General features: G+C 64.6%; 16 protein-coding genes. 10 read left to right on the top strand and 6 right to left on the bottom strand.

Annotated elements, in window-relative coordinates:
• Window positions 1-60 precede the first annotated feature (60 nt).
• Complete coding sequence (locus FXB41_RS26495) at window positions 61-897, top strand: rhomboid family intramembrane serine protease (protein WP_035995689.1); 837 nt, start codon at window positions 61-63, stop codon at window positions 895-897.
• A 189-nt stretch (window positions 898-1,086) separates the two neighbouring features.
• Entirely contained in the window at window positions 1,087-1,515 is a 429-nt protein-coding gene (locus tag FXB41_RS26490; protein ID WP_219683832.1) for a CBS domain-containing protein, read from the top strand.
• A gap of 17 nt (window positions 1,516-1,532) precedes the next feature.
• Here the strand turns inward: FXB41_RS26490 and FXB41_RS26485 are convergent, their stop codons facing one another.
• Window positions 1,533-2,573, bottom strand: coding sequence for a patatin-like phospholipase family protein (locus FXB41_RS26485; protein ID WP_219683831.1), 1,041 nt, complete (start codon window positions 2,571-2,573; stop codon window positions 1,533-1,535).
• A 240-nt stretch (window positions 2,574-2,813) separates the two neighbouring features.
• Between FXB41_RS26485 and FXB41_RS26480 the strand changes: the two genes are divergently transcribed.
• The 4 genes from FXB41_RS26480 to FXB41_RS26465 all read left to right on the top strand — a co-directional run bounded on the left by FXB41_RS26480 (window position 2,814) and on the right by FXB41_RS26465 (window position 7,970).
• Window positions 2,814-3,887, top strand: a complete 1,074-nt coding sequence (locus FXB41_RS26480) for an RgsD C-terminal domain-containing protein (protein WP_219683830.1) — start codon at window positions 2,814-2,816, stop codon at window positions 3,885-3,887.
• Between the two features lie 338 nt (window positions 3,888-4,225).
• Window positions 4,226-4,465 carry a hypothetical protein gene (locus FXB41_RS26475; RefSeq protein WP_007602597.1) on the top strand — a complete coding sequence of 80 codons (240 nt, stop codon included), beginning with the start codon at window positions 4,226-4,228 and terminating at the stop codon, window positions 4,463-4,465.
• 83 nt (window positions 4,466-4,548) lie between these two features.
• The gene (locus FXB41_RS26470) at window positions 4,549-4,971 is read left to right on the top strand and encodes a hypothetical protein (protein WP_219683829.1); all 423 of its coding nucleotides are present in this window, start codon (window positions 4,549-4,551) and stop codon (window positions 4,969-4,971) included.
• A 536-nt stretch (window positions 4,972-5,507) separates the two neighbouring features.
• Window positions 5,508-7,970: a putative bifunctional diguanylate cyclase/phosphodiesterase gene (locus FXB41_RS26465; RefSeq protein ID WP_219683828.1), complete on the top strand. Its 2,463-nt coding sequence runs from the start codon at window positions 5,508-5,510 to the stop codon at window positions 7,968-7,970.
• On the opposite strand, the gene FXB41_RS26460 is transcribed toward FXB41_RS26465, so the two are convergent.
• The 3 genes from FXB41_RS26460 to thrS form a co-directional block, all read right to left on the bottom strand.
• Complete coding sequence (locus FXB41_RS26460; RefSeq protein WP_007602606.1) at window positions 7,956-9,224, bottom strand: serine hydrolase domain-containing protein; 1,269 nt, start codon at window positions 9,222-9,224, stop codon at window positions 7,956-7,958. The genes FXB41_RS26465 and FXB41_RS26460 overlap by 15 nt on opposite strands.
• 63 nt (window positions 9,225-9,287) lie before the next feature.
• Window positions 9,288-9,851 carry a nitroreductase family protein gene (locus tag FXB41_RS26455; RefSeq protein WP_007602608.1) on the bottom strand — a complete coding sequence of 188 codons (564 nt, stop codon included), beginning with the start codon at window positions 9,849-9,851 and terminating at the stop codon, window positions 9,288-9,290.
• Between the two features lie 93 nt (window positions 9,852-9,944).
• Window positions 9,945-12,026, bottom strand: a complete 2,082-nt coding sequence (gene thrS / locus FXB41_RS26450; RefSeq protein ID WP_219683827.1) for a threonine--tRNA ligase — start codon at window positions 12,024-12,026, stop codon at window positions 9,945-9,947.
• Between the two features lie 186 nt (window positions 12,027-12,212).
• On the opposite strand from thrS, the gene FXB41_RS26445 reads away from it, so the two are divergent.
• Entirely contained in the window at window positions 12,213-13,385 is a 1,173-nt protein-coding gene (locus tag FXB41_RS26445) for an MFS transporter (protein WP_219683826.1), read from the top strand.
• Between the two features lie 92 nt (window positions 13,386-13,477).
• Window positions 13,478-13,870 (top strand): hypothetical protein, encoded by a 393-nt coding sequence (locus FXB41_RS26440; RefSeq protein WP_219683825.1) that lies wholly within the window; start codon window positions 13,478-13,480, stop codon window positions 13,868-13,870.
• A gap of 33 nt (window positions 13,871-13,903) precedes the next feature.
• Here FXB41_RS26440 and FXB41_RS26435 read toward each other — a convergent pair whose 3' ends face one another.
• Window positions 13,904-15,247, bottom strand: a complete 1,344-nt coding sequence (locus FXB41_RS26435; RefSeq protein ID WP_007602614.1) for an alpha/beta hydrolase family protein — start codon at window positions 15,245-15,247, stop codon at window positions 13,904-13,906.
• 330 nt (window positions 15,248-15,577) lie between these two features.
• Here FXB41_RS26435 and FXB41_RS26430 point away from each other — a divergent pair, with 330 nt between their 5' ends.
• Window positions 15,578-16,945 carry an APC family permease gene (locus FXB41_RS26430; protein ID WP_007602618.1) on the top strand — a complete coding sequence of 456 codons (1,368 nt, stop codon included), beginning with the start codon at window positions 15,578-15,580 and terminating at the stop codon, window positions 16,943-16,945.
• Window positions 16,946-16,947: 2 nt separating this feature from the next.
• Complete coding sequence (locus FXB41_RS26425; protein ID WP_219683824.1) at window positions 16,948-18,162, top strand: hypothetical protein; 1,215 nt, start codon at window positions 16,948-16,950, stop codon at window positions 18,160-18,162.
• A gap of 19 nt (window positions 18,163-18,181) precedes the next feature.
• Here FXB41_RS26425 and FXB41_RS26420 read toward each other — a convergent pair whose 3' ends face one another.
• On the bottom strand, window positions 18,182-18,745 hold the full coding sequence (locus FXB41_RS26420; protein WP_007602622.1) for a helix-turn-helix domain-containing protein: 564 nt from the start codon (window positions 18,743-18,745) through the stop codon (window positions 18,182-18,184).
• Between the last annotated feature and the right edge of the window lie 341 nt (window positions 18,746-19,086).

Below are 19,086 nucleotides of genomic sequence, written 5' to 3'. Positions count from 1 at the left end.
CTATCTCCAAGGCCTGTCGTCAAGCCTGTCGCTCCGTTCGCGCCTGAAAGCGAAGCCGCCTTGGATTCCCCGCCAAATTCTCCGCCGCAAGATCCTCCGTCGCAAGATGCTTCGCTGGCAGTGCCGGCCGTCGTTGAGGAGGCTCCGCGCGAGCCGATCCTGACGCTGCCGTTCGCGCTGACGGCCTATATCCTCTTGCTCGCGGTGATCCATCTGCGGGTGCTGCTGCCGCCGGAGCTCGAGAACTGGACCATCGACGTCTTCGGTTTCATCCCCAAGCGTTACGATTCCTCGCTGCTGAATCTGGAGATCCCCGGCGGGGCCGGCGCCAAGGTCTGGACCTTCGTCACCTATTCGCTGCTCCACGCCAATCTCACCCATATCGGCTTCAACGTGTTGTGGCTGTTGCCGTTCGGCAGCGCGCTGGCGCGGCGCTTTGGCGCCATCAGGTTCTTCCTGTTCCTCGCGGTGACGGCGGCGGCCGGCGCGCTCGCCCATCTCGTCACCCACGAGCACGCGGTGGCGCCGATGATCGGCGCCTCGGCCTCGGTGTCGGGCGCGATGGCGGCGGCGATTCGCTTCGCCTTCGTTCGCGGCAGCTTCCTGTCATTCAGCCGATCGGATGCCGATACCGCCGCAAGAGTTCCGGCGCTGCCGCTGTCGCGCGCGTTGCGCGACGGGCGGGTGCTCGGCTTCCTCGCGGTGTGGTTCGGCGTCAACATCGTCTTCGGCGTCGGCGCGATCGGCGTAGATAGCGAGACCACGAGCGTTGCCTGGCAGGCGCATATCGGCGGCTTCCTTGCCGGCCTGTTGCTGTTCACGCTGTTTGATCCCGTGCCGCGCGTGCGAAGCGATGCTGCGGATGCGTCATCGCAGGACATTTCGGGCCGTATTTGAACCGGCGCTTGCGGCGCCGCCCGAATTCATCCATCATTCCCGAGAAGAATGTTCCGAAGCGACAGGCCGCTAGAGGCGATGCTTCGCAAAGCGCCTGAGCGTGAAACCGGCGCTGAAACTGTTAGTTGAAGACTCGAAGAACAAGTCCGGACCGCGAACAGCGGACGGTTCCGATTTAGGGAGGCGACAATGACGGTACGTTCGATTCTCAACACCAAGGGCCACCAGATCATGAGCGTCGAGCCGGACGCGAAGCTGGCGGCCGCGGTCAAACTGCTCGGCGAGAAGAAGATCGGCGCGGTGCTGGTGATGAACCAGAGCCGGCTGGAAGGCATCCTGTCGGAGCGCGACATCGTGCGGGTGATCGGCGAGCGCGGCGCCGGCGCGCTCGAGGAGCCGGTCGCTCAGGTCATGACCCGCAAGGTCGTCACCTGCAAGGAGACCGACACGGTCGCCGAGCTCATGGAGATGATGACCACCGGAAAGTTCCGCCATCTGCCCGTGGTCGACAATGGCAAGGTGGTCGGCCTGATCTCGATCGGCGACATCGTCAAGCGCCGGGTGCAGGAATACGAGTCCGAGCAGGAAGCTCTGCGCGACTACATCAAGACCGCCTGATCAGTAAGACCGCCTGATCAGGCCTGCTGGTCGGCTTTGGGCGCGGCGCCCTCGGGCGCGGGTGCCAGTTCGTGGATTGCCTCCTGGATGGACTCCAGCGCGCGCTCGGCAGCGCGGGTGCCCAGGGCTATGAGGTCCTCGGAGCGGTGGAAATCGAACCAGCCGAATTGGCCGATCCGCGGTGTGATCAGCATATCGGGCGGATCGCCGGCGAGGCGGGCGCGGGTGATGCGGTCCTGCATGATGTTGAAGGCGTCGACCATCACCGAAGAGAGGCCGGGCCGGGCGCTGCCGCCGCCGAAGAACTCGCGCTTCACCGTCTTCTCGGGCGAGAAGAATCTCGGGAAGCGCCGCTTTGACGGCGGCTCTTCGGCCGCGGGGATCACCGGTTCAGGCATCGCGCCGTGCGAATAGACCGTCGTCGAATAGGTGAAGATGTCGCTGGAAAGATTTGCGGCGATGACGATTTCCGCGCCGAGCGCGCGGGCCGCCGAGACCGGCACCGGGTTCACCAATGCGCCGTCGACCAGCCAGCGATCGCCGATCAGGACCGGAGAGAAGATGCCCGGCAGCGCGTAGGAGGCGCGCATCGCGTCGACCACGCGGCCGCGCGTCAGCCAGATCTCGTGGCCGGTGCGGACCTCGGTCGCGACGGCGGCGAACTTGACCGGGAGGTCCTCGATCTGGCTCTGGCCGCAGGCGGCCTCGAGCCGGGTCGCCAGCTTCTCGCCGCCGATCAGGCCGGAGCCGTTGAGGCGGATGTCGAGGTAGCCGAGGATGTTGCGCATCCCTTGCAGGCTGCGGCCCCATTCTTCCAGCGTATCGAGCCGGCCGGCCGCATAGAGGCCGCCGACCACCGCGCCGATCGAGGTGCCGACCACGACGTCGGGCACGATTCCGTTGGCGAGCAGGGTCCGGATAATGCCGATATGAGCGAAGCCGCGCGCCGCGCCGCCGCCAAGCGCAAGGCCGATGACCGGCCGGCGGATGCTGCCCAGGCCGACTTTCTCGGTGACCTTATCGCTGTTCGAACCCCGACCCTTCAATATGTCCAGCACCGAAACTCTCCTACGCCGGGACCCGCCATCAGACTAGGCACCGTACTCGCGCTCCGCCAGAACCGGGCCGAAGCATGGTTTATGCCGGTTTGGGAAGCGCGCGGGGCAGGAGTATGGCGAGGCGCGGCTGCCTCTCGGGTAATCACGCAGGCGTCAACCGGGTTCCAAAACCTGTCGGGCCGTATTTCTCAGGGGGACAGAGGCTTGAATTTGCCGCGTTTTCGGTGAAAAGCAGGTGGCATGATTCTCGGGGGTGACGGCATCATCGGATGGCGGCGCAGCGCATCGCTGCTGCCGGCCTTGGTCCTTGCTGCCTGCCTCTATACCCTTGGCCAAAATGCTGCGCAGGCGCAGCTTTTCTCCGATCGTCCGCCGCCGGTACCGCCGGCTTCAGTGCCCGATCCCGGCGGTGCCGTCAGCCTGGCGCCGCCCTCCGGCCCGGGTGCCGGACCACCGAGCCTGCCGCCGACCCTGTTGCAGCCGACCACGCCCAGCATGCCGCCGCCCGCGGTCACGACCGTGCCGTCCGCCCCGCCGCTCAACGCGGCCGTGCCCGGACAGGGCGTGCTGTCGCTGACGGCCAAATACGGCAAGGACACCCCGCCGATCACCAGCGGCCTGGTCTGGCGCGTGTTTGCCGATCGTCCCGACGAAAACGGCACCTTCAAGCTGATCCGCGAGGACCGCAATGCCACGCCGAACATCGTGCTGCCGCCCGGCAATTACGTCGTGCACGTCGCCTTTGGCCTGGTCAGCGCGGTGCGCACCGTCAGCCTGAAGGCCGAAACCGACCGGGAATCCTTCGTGCTGCCCGCCGGCGGCTTGCGCATCGAGGGCCGCGTCGGCACCAGCCGCATTCCGCAGAACCAGATCTCGTTCGCGATCTACAAGGGCAGCCAGTTCGAATCCGGCGAGCGCGCCTCCCTGGTGCCGAACGTCGCCGCAGGTGACGTCGTGCTCCTGCCGGAGGGCACCTACTACATCATCTCGAATTACGGCGACGCCAATTCGGTGGTGCGCTCGGACATCCGCGTCCAGGCCAGCAAGCTCACCGACGTCACCATCACCCACCGCGCCGCCGTCATCACGCTCAAGCTCGTCAGCGACAGGGGCGGCGAAGCGCTCGCCAACACTGCCTGGTCGGTGCTGACCCCGGGCGGCGACGTCATCAAGGAATCGATCGGCGCCTTTCCGCGCGTCGTGCTCTCCGAAGGCGAATACCGCGCCATCGCCAAGAACGAGGGCAAGGTCTACGAGCGCGGTTTCAACGTCGTCAACGGCGTCGACGGCGAGGTGGAAGTCGTCGCGCGGTAGTGCTTGAGCGGTGATACCGCATGCGGCCTGACGCTGATCTCCGTGTCTGGTGAACGCTTCTCATTCAGCGCACGGATCCCCCATATCTCATTACCGCCAGTCCCGTGTGCAAAGCAGATGCTCTCCGCTGCTCCGTTTGGTGTTGCGATTTGAGTAGCTTTGTCAGCGCTACCAAGCAGGACCGATCAACACCGGCACCGCCGGCTTATTCCAGCGTCGCCGCGACTTGCTCACAGCCGGTGCAAGATACCTATTTCCGATAATCAATTTTATTCGCTTTCCATCCTGCCGCGTTATATGTCGGACATCACTCCAACGGGGGAGGCCGGAGCAGGCTCGTGCGTCTGCGAGACCGGCAAGGAGCAGGGGCCAAGCTCGTCGGCATGTTCGAAGTGATCCTCACCAGGCGTAAGCGGTTCGGCTGGCGGTGGCAGGTGTGCGACCAATCCGGCAAGAAATTTGCCGATGGCTTCGAGCGCACCCGGCCGTCCGCCAAATATCATGGCGAGCGCGCATTGTTCTTCCTGTTGTCGCAGGCCCATCTGCGCAATCGCTTGGCGACGTCCAGCGAGGACTAGTCGCGACTCGCGTGCAGTCCGGTAGGTCTCGTAGCCCGGGTGAGCGAAGCGATACCCGGGACAGCTCGTGGTAGGAATCCCGGATGTCGCTTCGCTCATCCGGGCTACAAGATATCGCGTTGCCCGTCGGGCAAAACACCCAAGCTGCCGGTCAACCCGCGTGGCTCAAAATATTCCACTTTACCGAATTTCGGAATTACGTATATTTCGCCTCACTCCGGCCCAAGGAAGAGGGGCGTATCGCGATCGTCACGAACGCGGGCCGGACGGCGGTGGACGTGGGCCACATCGGCGCGAAGGGTTTCGCAGGGCGGGCAACCGTGAGCGAAGCCGCCGCGCACACGACCGGTGTGATCGGCGTACGGCGAAATCGTGTGGTCCTGGCGCCCGGGGTCTGTGCGCCAAGCGTTGCGGTGATGTCGCGGCCCAACCGGGGCGCGTGCATCAGCCATCCGCAAGGCGACGGGGGCAATAGTGCATCGCTCCCCGGGGAGAGCGCGACATAAAGCCGTAAAACCACTGCGCAGGGAAGGCCGGATGTTCAGGCTTCACCTGTATGCCGCTGTGCAATGTTCTTACGACAATCTCGCACAGTGGACCGCGGGTGCCAGCCGGCACCCGGTCTTCCCTGCGCCCTCTTTTCATTTGAGGGTGAGGCATCGAAGCAAAGCTCGGGCGAATGCGCCGCGAGGATGCGAAGGTGCGTCTGCGATCGAAAATGTGAATGGAAGCGTGACGCTGCCGCCCAGAGACTCCGTCATTGCGAGCGCAGCGAAGCAATCCAGTCTGCCGCCGCGGAGAGATTCTGGATTGCGTCGCTGCGCTCGCAATGACGATGCTGATGCAGCGGTGCGCCAAAGCTTCGGTCTCACGCGCCTCCTACGCAACGCCTTCGCAAAACCGTCACAGTCTCTAACGCCCACTAACCAACGCCCGACTTTAAACTGTCATAATCGCCGAACGGAACCCGCGCTCGTGCGCTCTTTACACGCCGTTAAGCGCGGCTGCATTGGATGCAGCGGAAAGTGCGTTGGGGACTGCCATGAGTGCCGTGAAGAAAGTGTCGGGAAAACCGGCCGCCGAAATGTTCGACGACATCCCGGTGCTTCAGCGCAAATGGCGTGCCGCGTTGAAGCCGGGCGAACGGCTGCCGCGCTACGAGGACGTGATGCTCGGCAGCCTGGGACGGCTCGCCGACCACATCGCGCTGCTCAAGGGCGACGGCGCGCTCGAACTGTCGCGCAGCGGACGCTACGTGCAGAAATGGCTCGGCGAAGAGCGCTGGGACATCCCGGTTGCCGCGCTCTCGCCCGATTGCGCTACCGCGCTGTTGGAAGCCGCGGCGAGCGCGCTCGCCAACGGGCGGCCACACCTGGCCAGCGCCCATTGCGTGCGCGACGGCATGGTCAGGACGTTTGATGTGCTGGCGCTTCCGACCGCATCGCGCTGGGGCGCGACGCTGGTCGGCGCCTACATCAACGAACGCGGCGCGCAATACAATCTCCTGGACGCGATCTTCGCTTCGACCGACGACGCGGTGGTCTCGCTGGCGACGCTGCGCGACGCGGATGGCAAGCCGTTCGATCTCCAGGTCGTGCACCACAACAAGAGTGCGGCGCTGCTGCTGAAGGCCGAAGGGGCGAGCCTGCTGTGGCGCCGCATCGGCGAGGGGGACACGCTGCTGGCCTCGGTTGAAGTCATGGAATTCTTGCTCAAAGCCGTCTCCGGCGGTCGCGGCGAGCAGCTCGAGATCGAGAGCGACGGACGCCATCTCCGGCTGAGCGCCACCGCGTTTGCCGACGTGGTCTCGCTGACGATCTCGGATGTCACTGTGTTGAAGCGGCGCGACGCCTCTTTCCGCCTGCTGTTCGACAACAACCCGATGCCGATGTGGGTGTTCGACGCCGCGAGCAAGCAGTTTCTCAGCGTCAACGACGCCGCGGTCCAGCATTACGGCTACAGCCGCGCCACCTTCCTGCGCATGAAATTGCACGAAATCTGGCCGCAGGACGAATGGGGCAGCCACGCCGAGGCGCTCGAACGCGTCGGCGACGCCTATCACTCCTCGCGCAACTGGCGGCATCTGCGCGCCGACGGCAGCGAGATCGAGGTGCTGACCTTCGGCCGCCGCGTCGCCTTCGACGATCGCGACGGATATCTGGTCGCGGTGGTCGACATCACCGAACGGCGCAAGGCCGAGGCGCGGATCGCCCACATGGCGCACCATGACGGGCTCACCGATCTGCCGAACCGCGAATATTTCCAGGAGCGCTTGAAGCAGGCGCTCGACCAGGCCAGCGGAAAGCGGGTCGGCGTGCTCTACCTCGACCTCGACCTGTTCAAGAACGTCAACGATTCCTTCGGCCATCCGGTGGGCGACCGCCTGTTGAAGGAGGTTGCCACCCGTCTGAGCACCGCGGTCCGCGGCGCCAATCTCGCGGCCCGGCTCGGCGGTGACGAGTTCGCGGTGATCCTGGCGGCCGACGTCACGCCCAACGAGGCCAGCGCCTGCGCGGGCTTGCTGATCGACCTGCTGAAGGCGCCCTACGAGATCGAGGGTCAGGAGATGGTGATCGGCGCCAGCATCGGCATCGCGCTATCGCCGGGCGACGGTACGACGTCGGAAGAGTTGATGCGCAACGCCGATATGGCGCTGTACCGGGCGAAATCCGACGGCGGCGGCGTGCATCATTTCTTCGAGCGCGAGATGGATCTGCAGGCGCAGAAGCGCCGTGACATGGAGCTCGATCTGCGCCGCGCGTTTGCCAATGGCGAGTTCGAGCTGCACTACCAGCCGCTGGTCTCGATCGCCTCCGACCGCATCTCCGGCTTCGAGTCGCTGCTGCGCTGGCATCACCCCGACAAGGGCATGATCTCGCCGGCGGAGTTCATTCCGGTCGCCGAGGACATCGGCCTGATCACCCAGCTTGGTGAGTGGGTGCTGCGCGTAGCTTGCTCCGAGGCGGTGAAATGGCCCGTCGACGTCAAGGTCGCGGTCAATCTGTCGCCGGCGCAGTTCCGAAGCCGCAATCTGGTTCAGGTCGTGATCTCGGCACTGGCGCAGTCCGGCCTGTCGCCGAAGCGGCTCGAGCTGGAGATCACTGAGTCGATCTTCCTGGCCGAGACCGACGCCAATCTCGCCATCCTGCATCAGTTGCGCGAGCTCGGCGTCAGCATCTCCATGGATGATTTCGGCACCGGCTATTCCAGCCTCAGCTATCTCCGCAGCTTCCCCTTCGACAAGATCAAGATCGACCGCTCCTTCGTCAAGGATCTGGCAGGGCGGCCCGATTGCGTCGCGATCGTTCGCGCGATCTCGGGGCTTGGCCGCAGCCTCAACATCACCACGACCGCGGAAGGCGTCGAGACCGAGGATCAGCTCGCGTGGTTGCGCGCCGAAGGCTGCAACGAAGTGCAGGGCTTCTTGTTCAGCGCTGCGCGGCCCGCGGCCGAGATCGCAAAGCTGCTCGCCGATTTCGGCCAGCGTGCTTCACGGGCGGCGTAACTCGGACGGATAACAATCATAGACCAGCGCTTTGAAGGCGGGCGTGATGCGGCTGCGTTCGTTCTGGGTCTGCTGCATCAGCAGGTAGACCATGTCGAGCTTGGGATCGACGCCGAAATAGGTGCCGCTGCCACTGTCCCATTTCAACTCGCCGAGCGAGCCCGGCGGCGGCGGTCTGGCGTTGCCGGGATCGGTCCGCACCGCGAGGCCATAGCCATAGCCGAAGCCGTCGCCCGGAAAATAGAAGTAATCGCGTCCGACGCCCGAGCCCGGCCCGACGTGATCGGTCGTCATGGCCTTGAACGCGGCGGGGCTCAGATAGCGTTTGCCGTCGAACTCGCCGCCATTGAGCAGCATCTGCGCGAAGCGCTGATAGTCGGTGATGGTCGAGAGCAGCCCGCCGCCGCCGGACTGCCATTCGGGATGGTCGAGGCGCTCGCGCTCGGCGGCGAGCAGGATGTTGTCGTTCGGCAGCGGCCGCGCCATCCGCGCGAGCTCGTCCTCGGTCGCCAGCGCGAACTTGGTGCTGCTCATGCCGAGCGGATCGAAGATGCGCTGCTTGAGGAATGCGTACAGCGTCTGGCCCGAGATGATCTCGATGACGCTGCCGAGCACGTCGGTGGAATGACCGTAGCGCCACAGGGTCCCCGGCTGCCGCGCCAGCGGCAGCTTCGCGATGCGTTGGGCGAATTCCCTGTTGTCGAATTGACCTTCGAAGATATTGGCGGCCTTGTAGGCCTGCTCGACCCATTTGCCCCCGATGTAGTCGTAGCTGATGCCGGAGGTGTGCCGCAGCAGATCCTCGATGTTGACGGGACGGATCGGCGCCACGAGATCCAGATGCAACGTGCCGTCGGGATTGGTGACCTCAAGTCCCACCTTGGTATCGGCAAAGAGGGGAACGTATTTCGACACCGGGTCGGTGAGCGCGAGCTTACCCTCGTCGATCAGCATCATCGCGCCAAGGCACGTGACCGGCTTGGTCATCGAGTGGATGGCGAAGATCGTATCGGGCGTCATCGCGAGGCCCGTCCTGGTGTCGCGCACGCCGAAAGTCTTCAGATAGACCGGCTTGCCGTGCTGCTGGACCAGGACCACGGCGCCCGGCAGCCGGCCGCTCGTCACCTCGTTGTCAAAGTACGCGGTGATGCGGTCGAGCCCCTCGGACGACGGAGCGGGGATGTCGGCGGCGCGGGCCCGCGCCATCGTGCCGGCCAGCAGCGCGGCTCCGACCAGAAATTCACGACGCTTCATCCGGGCTTCCTCCCTTGCCGGGATCAAAGCCGCAAGACGTCGAAGGCGTCAACACGCCTTCGATTAAAATCGCGTCACGATTTCGGAAAGGACCGGTCGCGGACGGTCCTCGCTCGGCCTGGTCGGCTTGCCGATATGGACGAAGCCGGCGAGTTTCTCGTCCGGTTTGAGGCCGAGGCCATCCAGCACGTCGCGATCGAACGCGAACCAGCCGGTCAGCCAGCACGCGCCGTAGCCGAGCGCGGTCGCGGCCGTGACGATGTTCATGACGCTGGCGCCGGCCGACAATTCCTGCTCGAAGGCCGGCACCTTCGGATGCGGCTTGGTGAAGCTGACGATGCCGATCACCAGCGGCGCATCCGTGAGGCGCTTGCGCTCGGTCTCGACATCGGCCGCCGCCGCGCCGGGATTCTTCCGGGCAAACACCTTCGCGATCACCTCGCCGGCGCGCTGGCGCGCATCGCCCTCGAAGATGATGAAGCGCCAGGGCGCGAGCTTGCCATGGTCGGGCACGCGCGCGCCGATGGTGAGGATGGTCTCGAGCTCGGCCGGGGAGGGGCCGGGTCCGGACATCTCGCGCGGCTTGACCGAGCGGCGGGTCTTCAGGAGTTCGATGGCATCGGGCACTGCGGTTTCCTCTTCGGCTGGTCGTCGGGCGTGCAGTCCCCACATAGGAATGCACGCCCGCAACCGAAAGCGAGTTTAGACCGATTTCAGATGTCAGGCCGCGCCGCGGCTCCGCTTCACATCCGGCGGGGTCGCCTCGTCGACGAGGGCGGCGATGGCCTCCGCCGTCGTCGTCACTTGCTGACCGTCGCTGCCGAGCCGGCGGATCGAGACCGACTGCGTCTCGGCCTCTTTCTTGCCGACCACGAGCAGTGCCGGAATCTTGGCCAGCGAATGCTCGCGGACCTTGTAGTTGATCTTTTCGTTGCGCAGGTCGATCTCGGCCCGAAGTCCCGCACGCCGGACTTGCTCCAACACCTGCTTGGCGTACTCGTCGGCTTCCGACGTGATGGTGGTGACCACCACCTGCACCGGCGACAGCCAGAGCGGGAAGTTGCCGGCATAGTGCTCGATCAGGATGCCGATGAAGCGCTCCATCGAACCGCAGATCGCGCGGTGCACCATGACCGGCGGCTTCTTGCCGCTGTCGTGGTCGATGTAGAACGCACCGAACCGTTCCGGCAGGTTGAAGTCGACCTGCGTGGTGCCGCACTGCCAGTCGCGGCCGATGGCGTCGCGCAGCACATATTCGAACTTCGGCCCATAGAAGGCGCCTTCGCCCGGATTGATCTCGGTCTTGATGTGATTGTTCTGCGACTGGATCTCGCGCAGCACCGTCGCCATCACGCGCTCGGCGTGATCCCACATCGCGTCGGTGCCGACGCGTTTCTCCGGCCGGGTCGACAGCTTCACCGTGAGATCGCCGGTGAAGCCGAAATCGGCGTAGGTCGACAGGATCAGCTCGTTGATCTTCAGGCACTCGTCGGCGAGCTGATCCTCCATGCAGAAGATGTGCGCGTCGTCCTGGGTGAAACCGCGCACGCGCATCAATCCGTGCATCGCGCCGGACGGTTCGTAGCGGTGCACCACGCCGAACTCGGCGAGCCGCAGCGGCAGGTCGCGGTAGCTCTTCAGGCCATGCTTGAAGATCTGCACGTGGCCGGGGCAGTTCATCGGCTTCAGCGCGAACCAGCGCTTGTCCTCGGCCTCCTCGCCGGCCGACTGCGCCGCGAACATGTTTTCGCGGTACCAGCCCCAATGGCCGGAGGTCTCCCACAACGACTTGTCGAGGATCTGCGGGGCGTTGACCTCGCTGTAGTCGCCGGCGAGGCGTCGCCGCATATAGGCGATCAGCTGCTGGAAGATGGTCCAGCCCTTGGCGTGCCAGAACACGACGCCCGGGCCTTCCTCCTGGAAGTGGAAGAGGTCGAGCTCGCGTCCGAGCTTACGATGGTCGCGCTTCTCCGCTTCCTCGATCTGCTTCAGATAAGCGTCGAGGTCCTCCTGCTTGGCGAATGCCGTGCCGTAGATGCGAGTCAGCATCGGGTTGTTGCTGTCGCCGCGCCAATAGGCGCCGGCCACCTTCATCAGCTTGAAGGCGTTGCCGACCTTGCCGGTCGAGGTCATGTGCGGGCCGCGGCAGAGATCGAACCAGTCGCCCTGGTAATAGATTTTGATCGGCTCGTTGCCGGGAATGGCGTCGACCAGCTCGACCTTGAACGCCTCGCCCTTGTCGCGGAACACCCGTTTGGTCTTTTCGCGATCCCAAACCTCCTTCGTAAAAGGCTTGTCGCGCGCGATGAGCTCGCGCATCTTTTTCTCGATCGCGGCAAAGTCTTCCGGCGTGAACGGCTCGTTGCGGAAGAAATCGTAATAAAAGCCGTTCTCGATCACGGGGCCGATGGTGACCTGCGTGCCCGGCCACAGCGTCTGCACGGCTTCGGCAAGCACGTGGGCGCAGTCATGGCGGATCAGCTCGAGCGCGCGCGGATCGTCGCGGTTGATCAGCTCGATCCTGGCATCGGCTTCGATGGGATCGTCGAGGTCGGAGATCACGCCGTCGAGCGCCATCGCGACCGTGCGCTTGGCCAGCGACGGCGAAATGCCCTTGGCAAGTTCAAGGCCGGTGATGCTCTTGGCGTATTCGCGCCGGGCGCCGTCGGGGAAGGTGAGGGTGATTTTTTCCGGCGGGGTCACGGGTCTCAAATTGCTGAGGCTGTACTGAAAGCCGGATTCGGATTTGGGCTGCTCGGACTTGGATTGGTCCTTGGATTGGTCCGTGGGCTGGTCGGTCATGGCATGTCTCCTGAGGCTCACTCCTGCGAACGAGCGCAGGTAAGCGGGAACGAGCGATATATCAGGCGATTCGGCCTGCGCAATCCGGCATTTCCAAGAAAACGGCGCGCAAAAGCGGGGGCGCTGCACGAACTATTCCGGGCAATGCCCTTTAACTGGTCGCAAGGCGGTTCTACATGCGTTTGCATGGAAAATGCACGCGCCGGCCGTTTCGCGCCAACCGCCCTGATGCTCGGCAATCTCGTCACCGGCTGCTCGGTCTTGGCACCGGCCGGCATGCTGCCGGAATTGGCGACGGGGCTCGACGTCAGCATCCATGCGGCCGCGCTCCTGATCACCTTCGGGGCTGTCATCCTGTGCATCGGCTCGCCGCTGACGGCCTGGCTCACCAGCCGCATCGAGCGCCGGGCGCTGCTCACCACGACGCTGGCGGTGCTCGCCTTTGGCAACCTCGCTTCGGCCTTTGCGCCCGACTATGCAAGCCTCCTCGTCATCCGCCTGGTGCTGCTCGCGGTCGGCGCGCTTTACACGCCGCAGGCCGCCGGCACGGCGGCGCTGATCGTGCCGGTGGAGCGTCGCGGCAGCACGATTGCCTACATCTTTCTCGGCTGGTCGCTCGCTGCCGCCGTCGGCCTGCCGCTGATCACCTTCATCGCCAGCCGCTATGGCTGGCGCGCGGCCTATGGCGGGATCGGCGCGCTCGGTTGCGTCAGCCTGCTGCTGTTGCTGATGCGGCTGCCGGCGGGCTTGAAGGGGGCGCCGGTGGACCTGAAGACCTGGAGCGCGGTCGGTCGCAACAGAACGATCCTGCTGCTGCTTGCGATCACGATGTTGCAGATGTCCGGGCAGTTCGTGGTGTTCACCTTCATGGGGCCGCTGCTCAACAAGCTGACCGGCGCAGGGCCCGATGCGATCGGCCTGGTGTTCGCTCTCTATGGCGTCTGTGGCTTCCTCGGCGTTGTCATCGCGACCCGCATCGTCGACACATCAGGACCCTATCGCACCTCGCTGTTGTTCACCTGCCTGCTGCTTGCGGGGATCACGGGCTGGGCGCTCGGCGCCGGTACGCTCGCGTTGATGGCGGGTGCGGTCGCGATCTGGGGCCTCGGCTTTGCCTCGACCAATTCGATGCAGCAGGTGCGGCTGGTCTCGGCCGCACCATCGCTGGCATCGGCGACTGTCGCACTCAACACCTCCGTCCTCTATATCGGCCAGGCGATCGGCTCTGCCGTCGGTGGACTGTTGTTCGCCCGCGGGCTCCTGCACACGCTCGGCTTCGTCGCGGTCGGTTTCGTCGTGGTCGCGCTGATCCTGGTGGTCCTGACCCGGCCCCAGCCGGCAACTGCCGCCCCGGCCTGAACGGAAGCGTGTCCGTGTGCGCAAGGTGCTTGGCAAACCGCGCGCGGGAGCGCTAGAAGGCGAGGCATGGGGACCAAAGAGGGTTGACTGAAATGAGGATGATTCTGGCGGTTGTCGCGGTGCTCTATTCAGCCTCCGCTTTCGCGCAAGCCGACAAGCCACCGCCGATGGTCGGGGACAAGCCGTTGGTGCAAGTCAAGCCCAAGGGCACCAAGGCGGGGACCAAGGAGGCGGCGGCCAAGCCGGCCGCGGCGCCGAAGGGCAAGCCACAATCGATCGCGGCGCGGCTCCAGGCTTGCCTCGACCTCGATGACGGCACCAAGGACCGGCTCAATTGCTACGACGCCGTGATCCCCCCGGCGCCAAAGCCGAAGCCGGCGAAGGCCAAGGGCTACGCCGATTGCCGTTTCTTCAAGGAAGAGGACGAGCGGCTGGCCTGCTTCAATGGGTTTGCCGAGAGCATTCCGAAGCTGCCAAAGAGCTGAGCGACAGACGTAGGCTTAGCGAGTCACGTCCAATCAGCGACTCGATGCGGATGACGCCGTAGCTGCGACGCGCGTCAGCGCCAGTGCCGGCGTCGCTGACATCTTCACCAGCACGTCCTTGAGCGGATATTGCGTCCAGGCGCGATTGACATAGTCACGATGGGTGATGCCGTCCCCGGTTTCGACGAACACCACGCTGCCCGGACGCAAGGGGCCGTCCATGTCTTCGGAGACGGTGATGCCCTTCTGCCGCAGCGTGCTCATCAGTTCGCGGTCGCGCCGCGCGGTGTAGCGGGTGTAGGAGCTGACGAAGAAGCCGGAGCGGTGGCTCTCGATCCATGAGGCGAACTTGTCCATCTCGCCATAGACGGCGTCGAGCAACACGACGCCGCGGACGCGGTCGCTGATGCCACCAACCTCGAGACTCCAGGCGGTCGGCAGGAAGCCGCCGCTGTAGCCGACGATCACGATCGGCATGTTGGCGAAGGCGCGGGCGCTGTTGGGATCGCCCGTGAGCCGGGCCAGATGGTTCGCCGACTCGTCGATGAAGCGCTTGAGGCCGCCGGCCTGCCAGAATTTTCCTGCGCTGGAATCGGCGGCGTCGACCGCCATCTGCGGTGCGAGCAGGATGGCATTGGCGCCGGAATCGGTGATCTGTTGCGGCACCAGCTGGCGGTCGCGCACGTCGCGCTCCAGCGTCGCGCCATTGCCGTGGAAGAACACCACGATCACGCCGGGCTTCCGCACGTCGAAATGTTCGGGCACGTGCATCAAGACGCGGTTGTCGTTGTAAGTCTCGTCCTGCCAGAACACGCGCCCGGAATAGCTGCGGTGGCCGCGGCGGTCGCCCTTGGAGATGTTGAGGAATGGCGCGTCGGAGGCAGGGTTGTTGCCGAAATAGGGGAAAGCTGACGATTTCATGCTGACGAGCGTCGTCAGGTCCTCGCGTGGCGGACGCTGGTAGGGGGCCTGCGGCGCGAGCGAAGCGACCTTGTAGGGCGCCTGCTCCGGCTGCTGCTGCACGGCGCGCTTGGGTGAGAAGTCGGACATCTGCCGTTGCAGAAAACCCTCGCTCGCGGATGGGAAGCGCTCCTTGAACTGGGGGGCCGGGAAGCGATCCTCGAACGTGTCGCCGCTTGCGACTTGCTGGCTTGTCTTCGCGACGACCTGGACGTTGGCTGGGACGTTGCCTTGGACATTGGCCTGCGAGTTCGCCGCGAGCGCTGCCGGATTGGGCGCCTTGCCGCATTGAACCAGCGTCAGCGACAACGGCACCAAGGCTGAGATCAGAGCGGTCCGAAGCGCACGACCGCGTGCGCCGGACGTGGTCCGGTCGGCGCGGATGTCAGCTCTCGGTTTCGGAACGGCCCCGACCATTCACCCATGACCCCAAGTCATGACCACAAGTCCATCGGCAATCATTAAGGCAATTGAGCCGACGGGCGTTTAGGCGACGTTAAGTGTCCGGAGAAACTTCCCCACATCCGGAACGCTCGAAGGGACCACGCAATCGTGTCGTGATTGTGGGGGGGGGGAGGCGGGATGTCCCGGTGTTTACGAAGCTTTATTGCCCGGATGGTGCATTAATGGTGCTGCAGTACCGATTTGGCCCCGCCTCATTTAACCCTTGTTAACCCTGCTTGAATTGACTGGACCGAGCTGCACGATGCTTCCCACGAGGCGTGACGCCTGAGGTTGAGGACGGCGATGACGGCATCAGATGCGGGTACTGCACCCTGGACCGGCCGGCTGACCGGACGCGGGTCGGGGGTCTCCGTTCTGGTCGCAACCGCCATCGTCGTGGCCGACATGATCGGGGTCGGCGTCTTCACCAGCCTCGGCTTCCAGGTCAAGGACATCCCCTCAGGCTTCTCGATCCTCTTGCTGTGGACCGTCGGCGGCATCGTCGCGCTATGCGGGGTATTCTCCTACAGCGAGCTCGGCGCGATGTTTCCGCGCTCGAGCGGCGAGTACAATTTCCTCGGCCGCGCCTATCATCCCGCCTTCGGCTTTCTCGCCGGCTGGGTGTCGGCGACCGTTGGCTTTGCAGCACCCGTCGCGCTCGCCGCGATGGCCTTCGGCGAATACGCCAAATCGGTCGTGCCCGGTGTGCCGCCGATCCCGCTTGCCATCGCCGTGGTGTGGCTGGTCTCGCTCGTGCAACTGACCGGGGTCAGGCACTCCTCGACCTTCCAGTTGATCTCGACCATCCTGAAGGTCGTGCTGATCGTTGCCTTCCTGGTTGCAGGATTCATTGTCGGCGTGCCGCAGCCGATCGCCTTCACGCCGCAGGCGGGCGATCTCGCGCATATCGTCAGCGCGCCCTTCGCGATCGGGCTCGTCTTCGTGATGTATTCGTTCTCGGGCTGGAATGCCGCAACCTACATCATCGGCGAGATGAACATGCCGCAGCGGGACCTGCCGCGTGCGCTGCTCGCGGGCACGCTGATCGTGCTCGTGCTGTACGTCGCGCTGAATGCGGTGTTTCTCCATTCGACGCCGGTCGGCGCGCTCGCGGGTCAGCTCGACGTCGCCAGCGTCGCCGGCAGCGCGATTTTCGGCAATCTCGGCGGCCGGATCGTCGGCGCGATGATCTGTTTCGGCCTGATCTCCTCGATCAGCGCGATGATGTGGATCGGCCCGCGCGTGATGATGACGATGGGGGAGGACATTCCGGCGCTGCGCGTGTTCTCGCAGAGATCGGTGCGCGGCGCGCCGGCCTATGCGATCCTGTTTCAGCTCGCCGTCGCCAATCTGCTGCTGTTCACGCGCAGCTTCGAGGCCGTGCTCGACTTCATCCAGTTCGCGCTGCTGTTCTGCTCGTTCTTCACGGTCGCCGGCGTCATCAAGCTGCGCATCACGGATCCCGATTTGCCGCGGCCCTATCGCGCCTGGGGATACCCGTTCACGCCGCTCGTTTTCCTGCTCGTGACCGGGTTCATGATGTACTATTTGTTGACCGAGCGGCTCGTGCAATCGCTGTCGGGGATGCTCGTCATGCTCTCGGGCCTGTTGATTTATGCTGTTTTCCGCAGGCGGCCGGTCGCCGCTGGCACGTCACACAATCGCGAATAGACATGTTTCGACCCATGAGAATTGCGGCCGTGGCTCTCGCCTTGCTGGCTGCGGCCGTCCCGTCCGCACGTGCTGCCGAGGCAACCTTCGACGACACCGCGCGCTTCCTCGCGGGCATGCAGCCTTCGGCGGATTCGCCGCTGGTGCCGCTCACAAAGGACCCGGGCTGGCAGCGCCACGCGAGATTCTTCGACGGCGCCTTCGCCCAGCTTGAGGAGCGCCAGCTCTCGAAGATCCGCAACTGGGCCGACGTCAATCTGGCGGCGCCCAGACCGACCATGTTTTATTTGTTCAGCGGCCCCGACTTCCTCTACGCCAACGCCTTCTATTCGAAGGCCAGCACTTACGTGCTCGGCGCGCTGGAGCCGGTCGGTGCGGTGGCTGACCTGACGCGATTGCCACGCGGTTCGGTCGGCGCCGCGCTCTACAATGTCGAGCGCTCGCTCGGCTCGATCCTGAGTTTTTCCTTCTTCATCACCAAGCAAATGAAGGTCGACCTGCACACCAACCAGGTCAACGGCACCTTGCCGATCCTCTACGTCTTCCTCGTCCGCTCCGGCAAGACCATCCGCAATGTCGAAATGGTTGCACTCGACGACAAGGGCGGGATGCATGTCGGCAACGACAACCCCGGACCGAACGCGACGCGCGGCGCCCGCATCACCTTTGCAGGCCCCGACGGCGAGGCGCGCACGCTGTATTATTTCTCGACCGATCTCTCCAATTCAGGTGCACGCGCAGCCGGCTTCCTGAAGTTCTGCGAGACGCTCGGCCCCGGCAACAGCCTGATCAAGAGCGCGTCTTATCTGCTGCACTCCGGCAATTTCACCGTCGCGCGCGACTGGTTGCTCGCCAACAGCGCGACCATCGTCCAGGACGATTCCGGCATTCCGCTTTCGAGCTACAATTCGCGGCAATGGCGCTTCTTCCCGTTCGGCCGCTATCTCGGACCCATCAGCGAATTTCCCGGCCGCTACCAGGAACGCTACGCCGCGCTGTTCACGCGCGCCCAGCCGATCGATTTCGGCGTCGGCTACCGCTGGCGGATGCACGAATCGAACTTGCTGCTGGCGGTGAAGGTGCCGGCAAGCGAGACAGCCCCCGGCGCGGAGACCACCTCGTCCGCCGAGCCCTCGCCGAAACCACCGCGTCCGAAGCGGCCACGTCCGCCCGAGCCGGTCCCGCCGCCACCCGGGCGCTTTTTCTGGTCCCGCTAAACCTGGTGCTCGGCCGGCGTTACGCCGCCGGGCTCTGGGCGACCACAACCAGGACCTCCGCCTTCTGTCGGCCGAGGCTCCTGACCTCGTGCGGTGTCTCGCCTGAAAAATATAGGCAATCGCCCTTGCCGAGGACGAGTTCTTCGCCGTCGAGCTTGATCGCGATCTTGCCGTTGATGACAAACAGCAACTCCTCGCCCGCATGCGAGGCGCGCGTCGCCGACTTGTGCGGCGGGCTCAGGAGGAACGGCTCCATCATCTTGCGGGTGCGGCCGGTTGCCAGTGGCACTACGCCAAAGGTGTCCTGAAACAGCGGCACGCTGCCGCCTTCACGGCGGAACAGCGTGTAGCGCGGCGCGGGCTCGGCGTTCGGGTCGAAGAAGGTCGCGACGTTGACCTCGAGCGCGGCTGCCATCCGTAGCAGGGCGGCGAGCGAAGGGATCTTCAGGTTGCGCTCGACCAGCGAGATATAGCCGCGCGTGAGATCACTCTGTTTGGCAAGCTGGTCCAGTGTCAGGCCCTTGGCGATGCGCGCCTGGCGAATGTTGGCCCCGACGGCTGCCGCTTTGCTGACGTCAAGCACGCATGAGTCTCCCGAATTGCTGACGTCTCTTTTGCAACAGATGCCGCTCGACTGCCAGTCCGGCGGGTGCGCGCTGTCCCTTCCGTGTACGCGCCGGCTGTATTCCAAAGGAAAACATATGTGCAGAAATTTAGAGCAAGGTCGCAGATATTGTAAGCAAAGACTCTGGTTTATCGCCTAAATCAGCTCAATTAAAGGGCAATAAGCGTGCTTTGCCGCTCCGGACGGCATTTGCCGCGTTCCGCACCGTTGATTTCCAACAGTAAACATGATCGATTTTTACCGTCCGGCTGCCGATGGGCTCCGCGGACAGAACCAACTGCTTTCCCTGGCGCCGGTAC

This window comes from Bradyrhizobium canariense, from assembly GCF_019402665.1.
In the GTDB taxonomy this organism is placed as follows: Bacteria; Pseudomonadota; Alphaproteobacteria; order Rhizobiales; family Xanthobacteraceae; genus Bradyrhizobium; species Bradyrhizobium canariense.
Note: the sequence above shows the minus strand (reverse complement) of the source record. Positions and strands in the feature narration are given on the sequence as shown.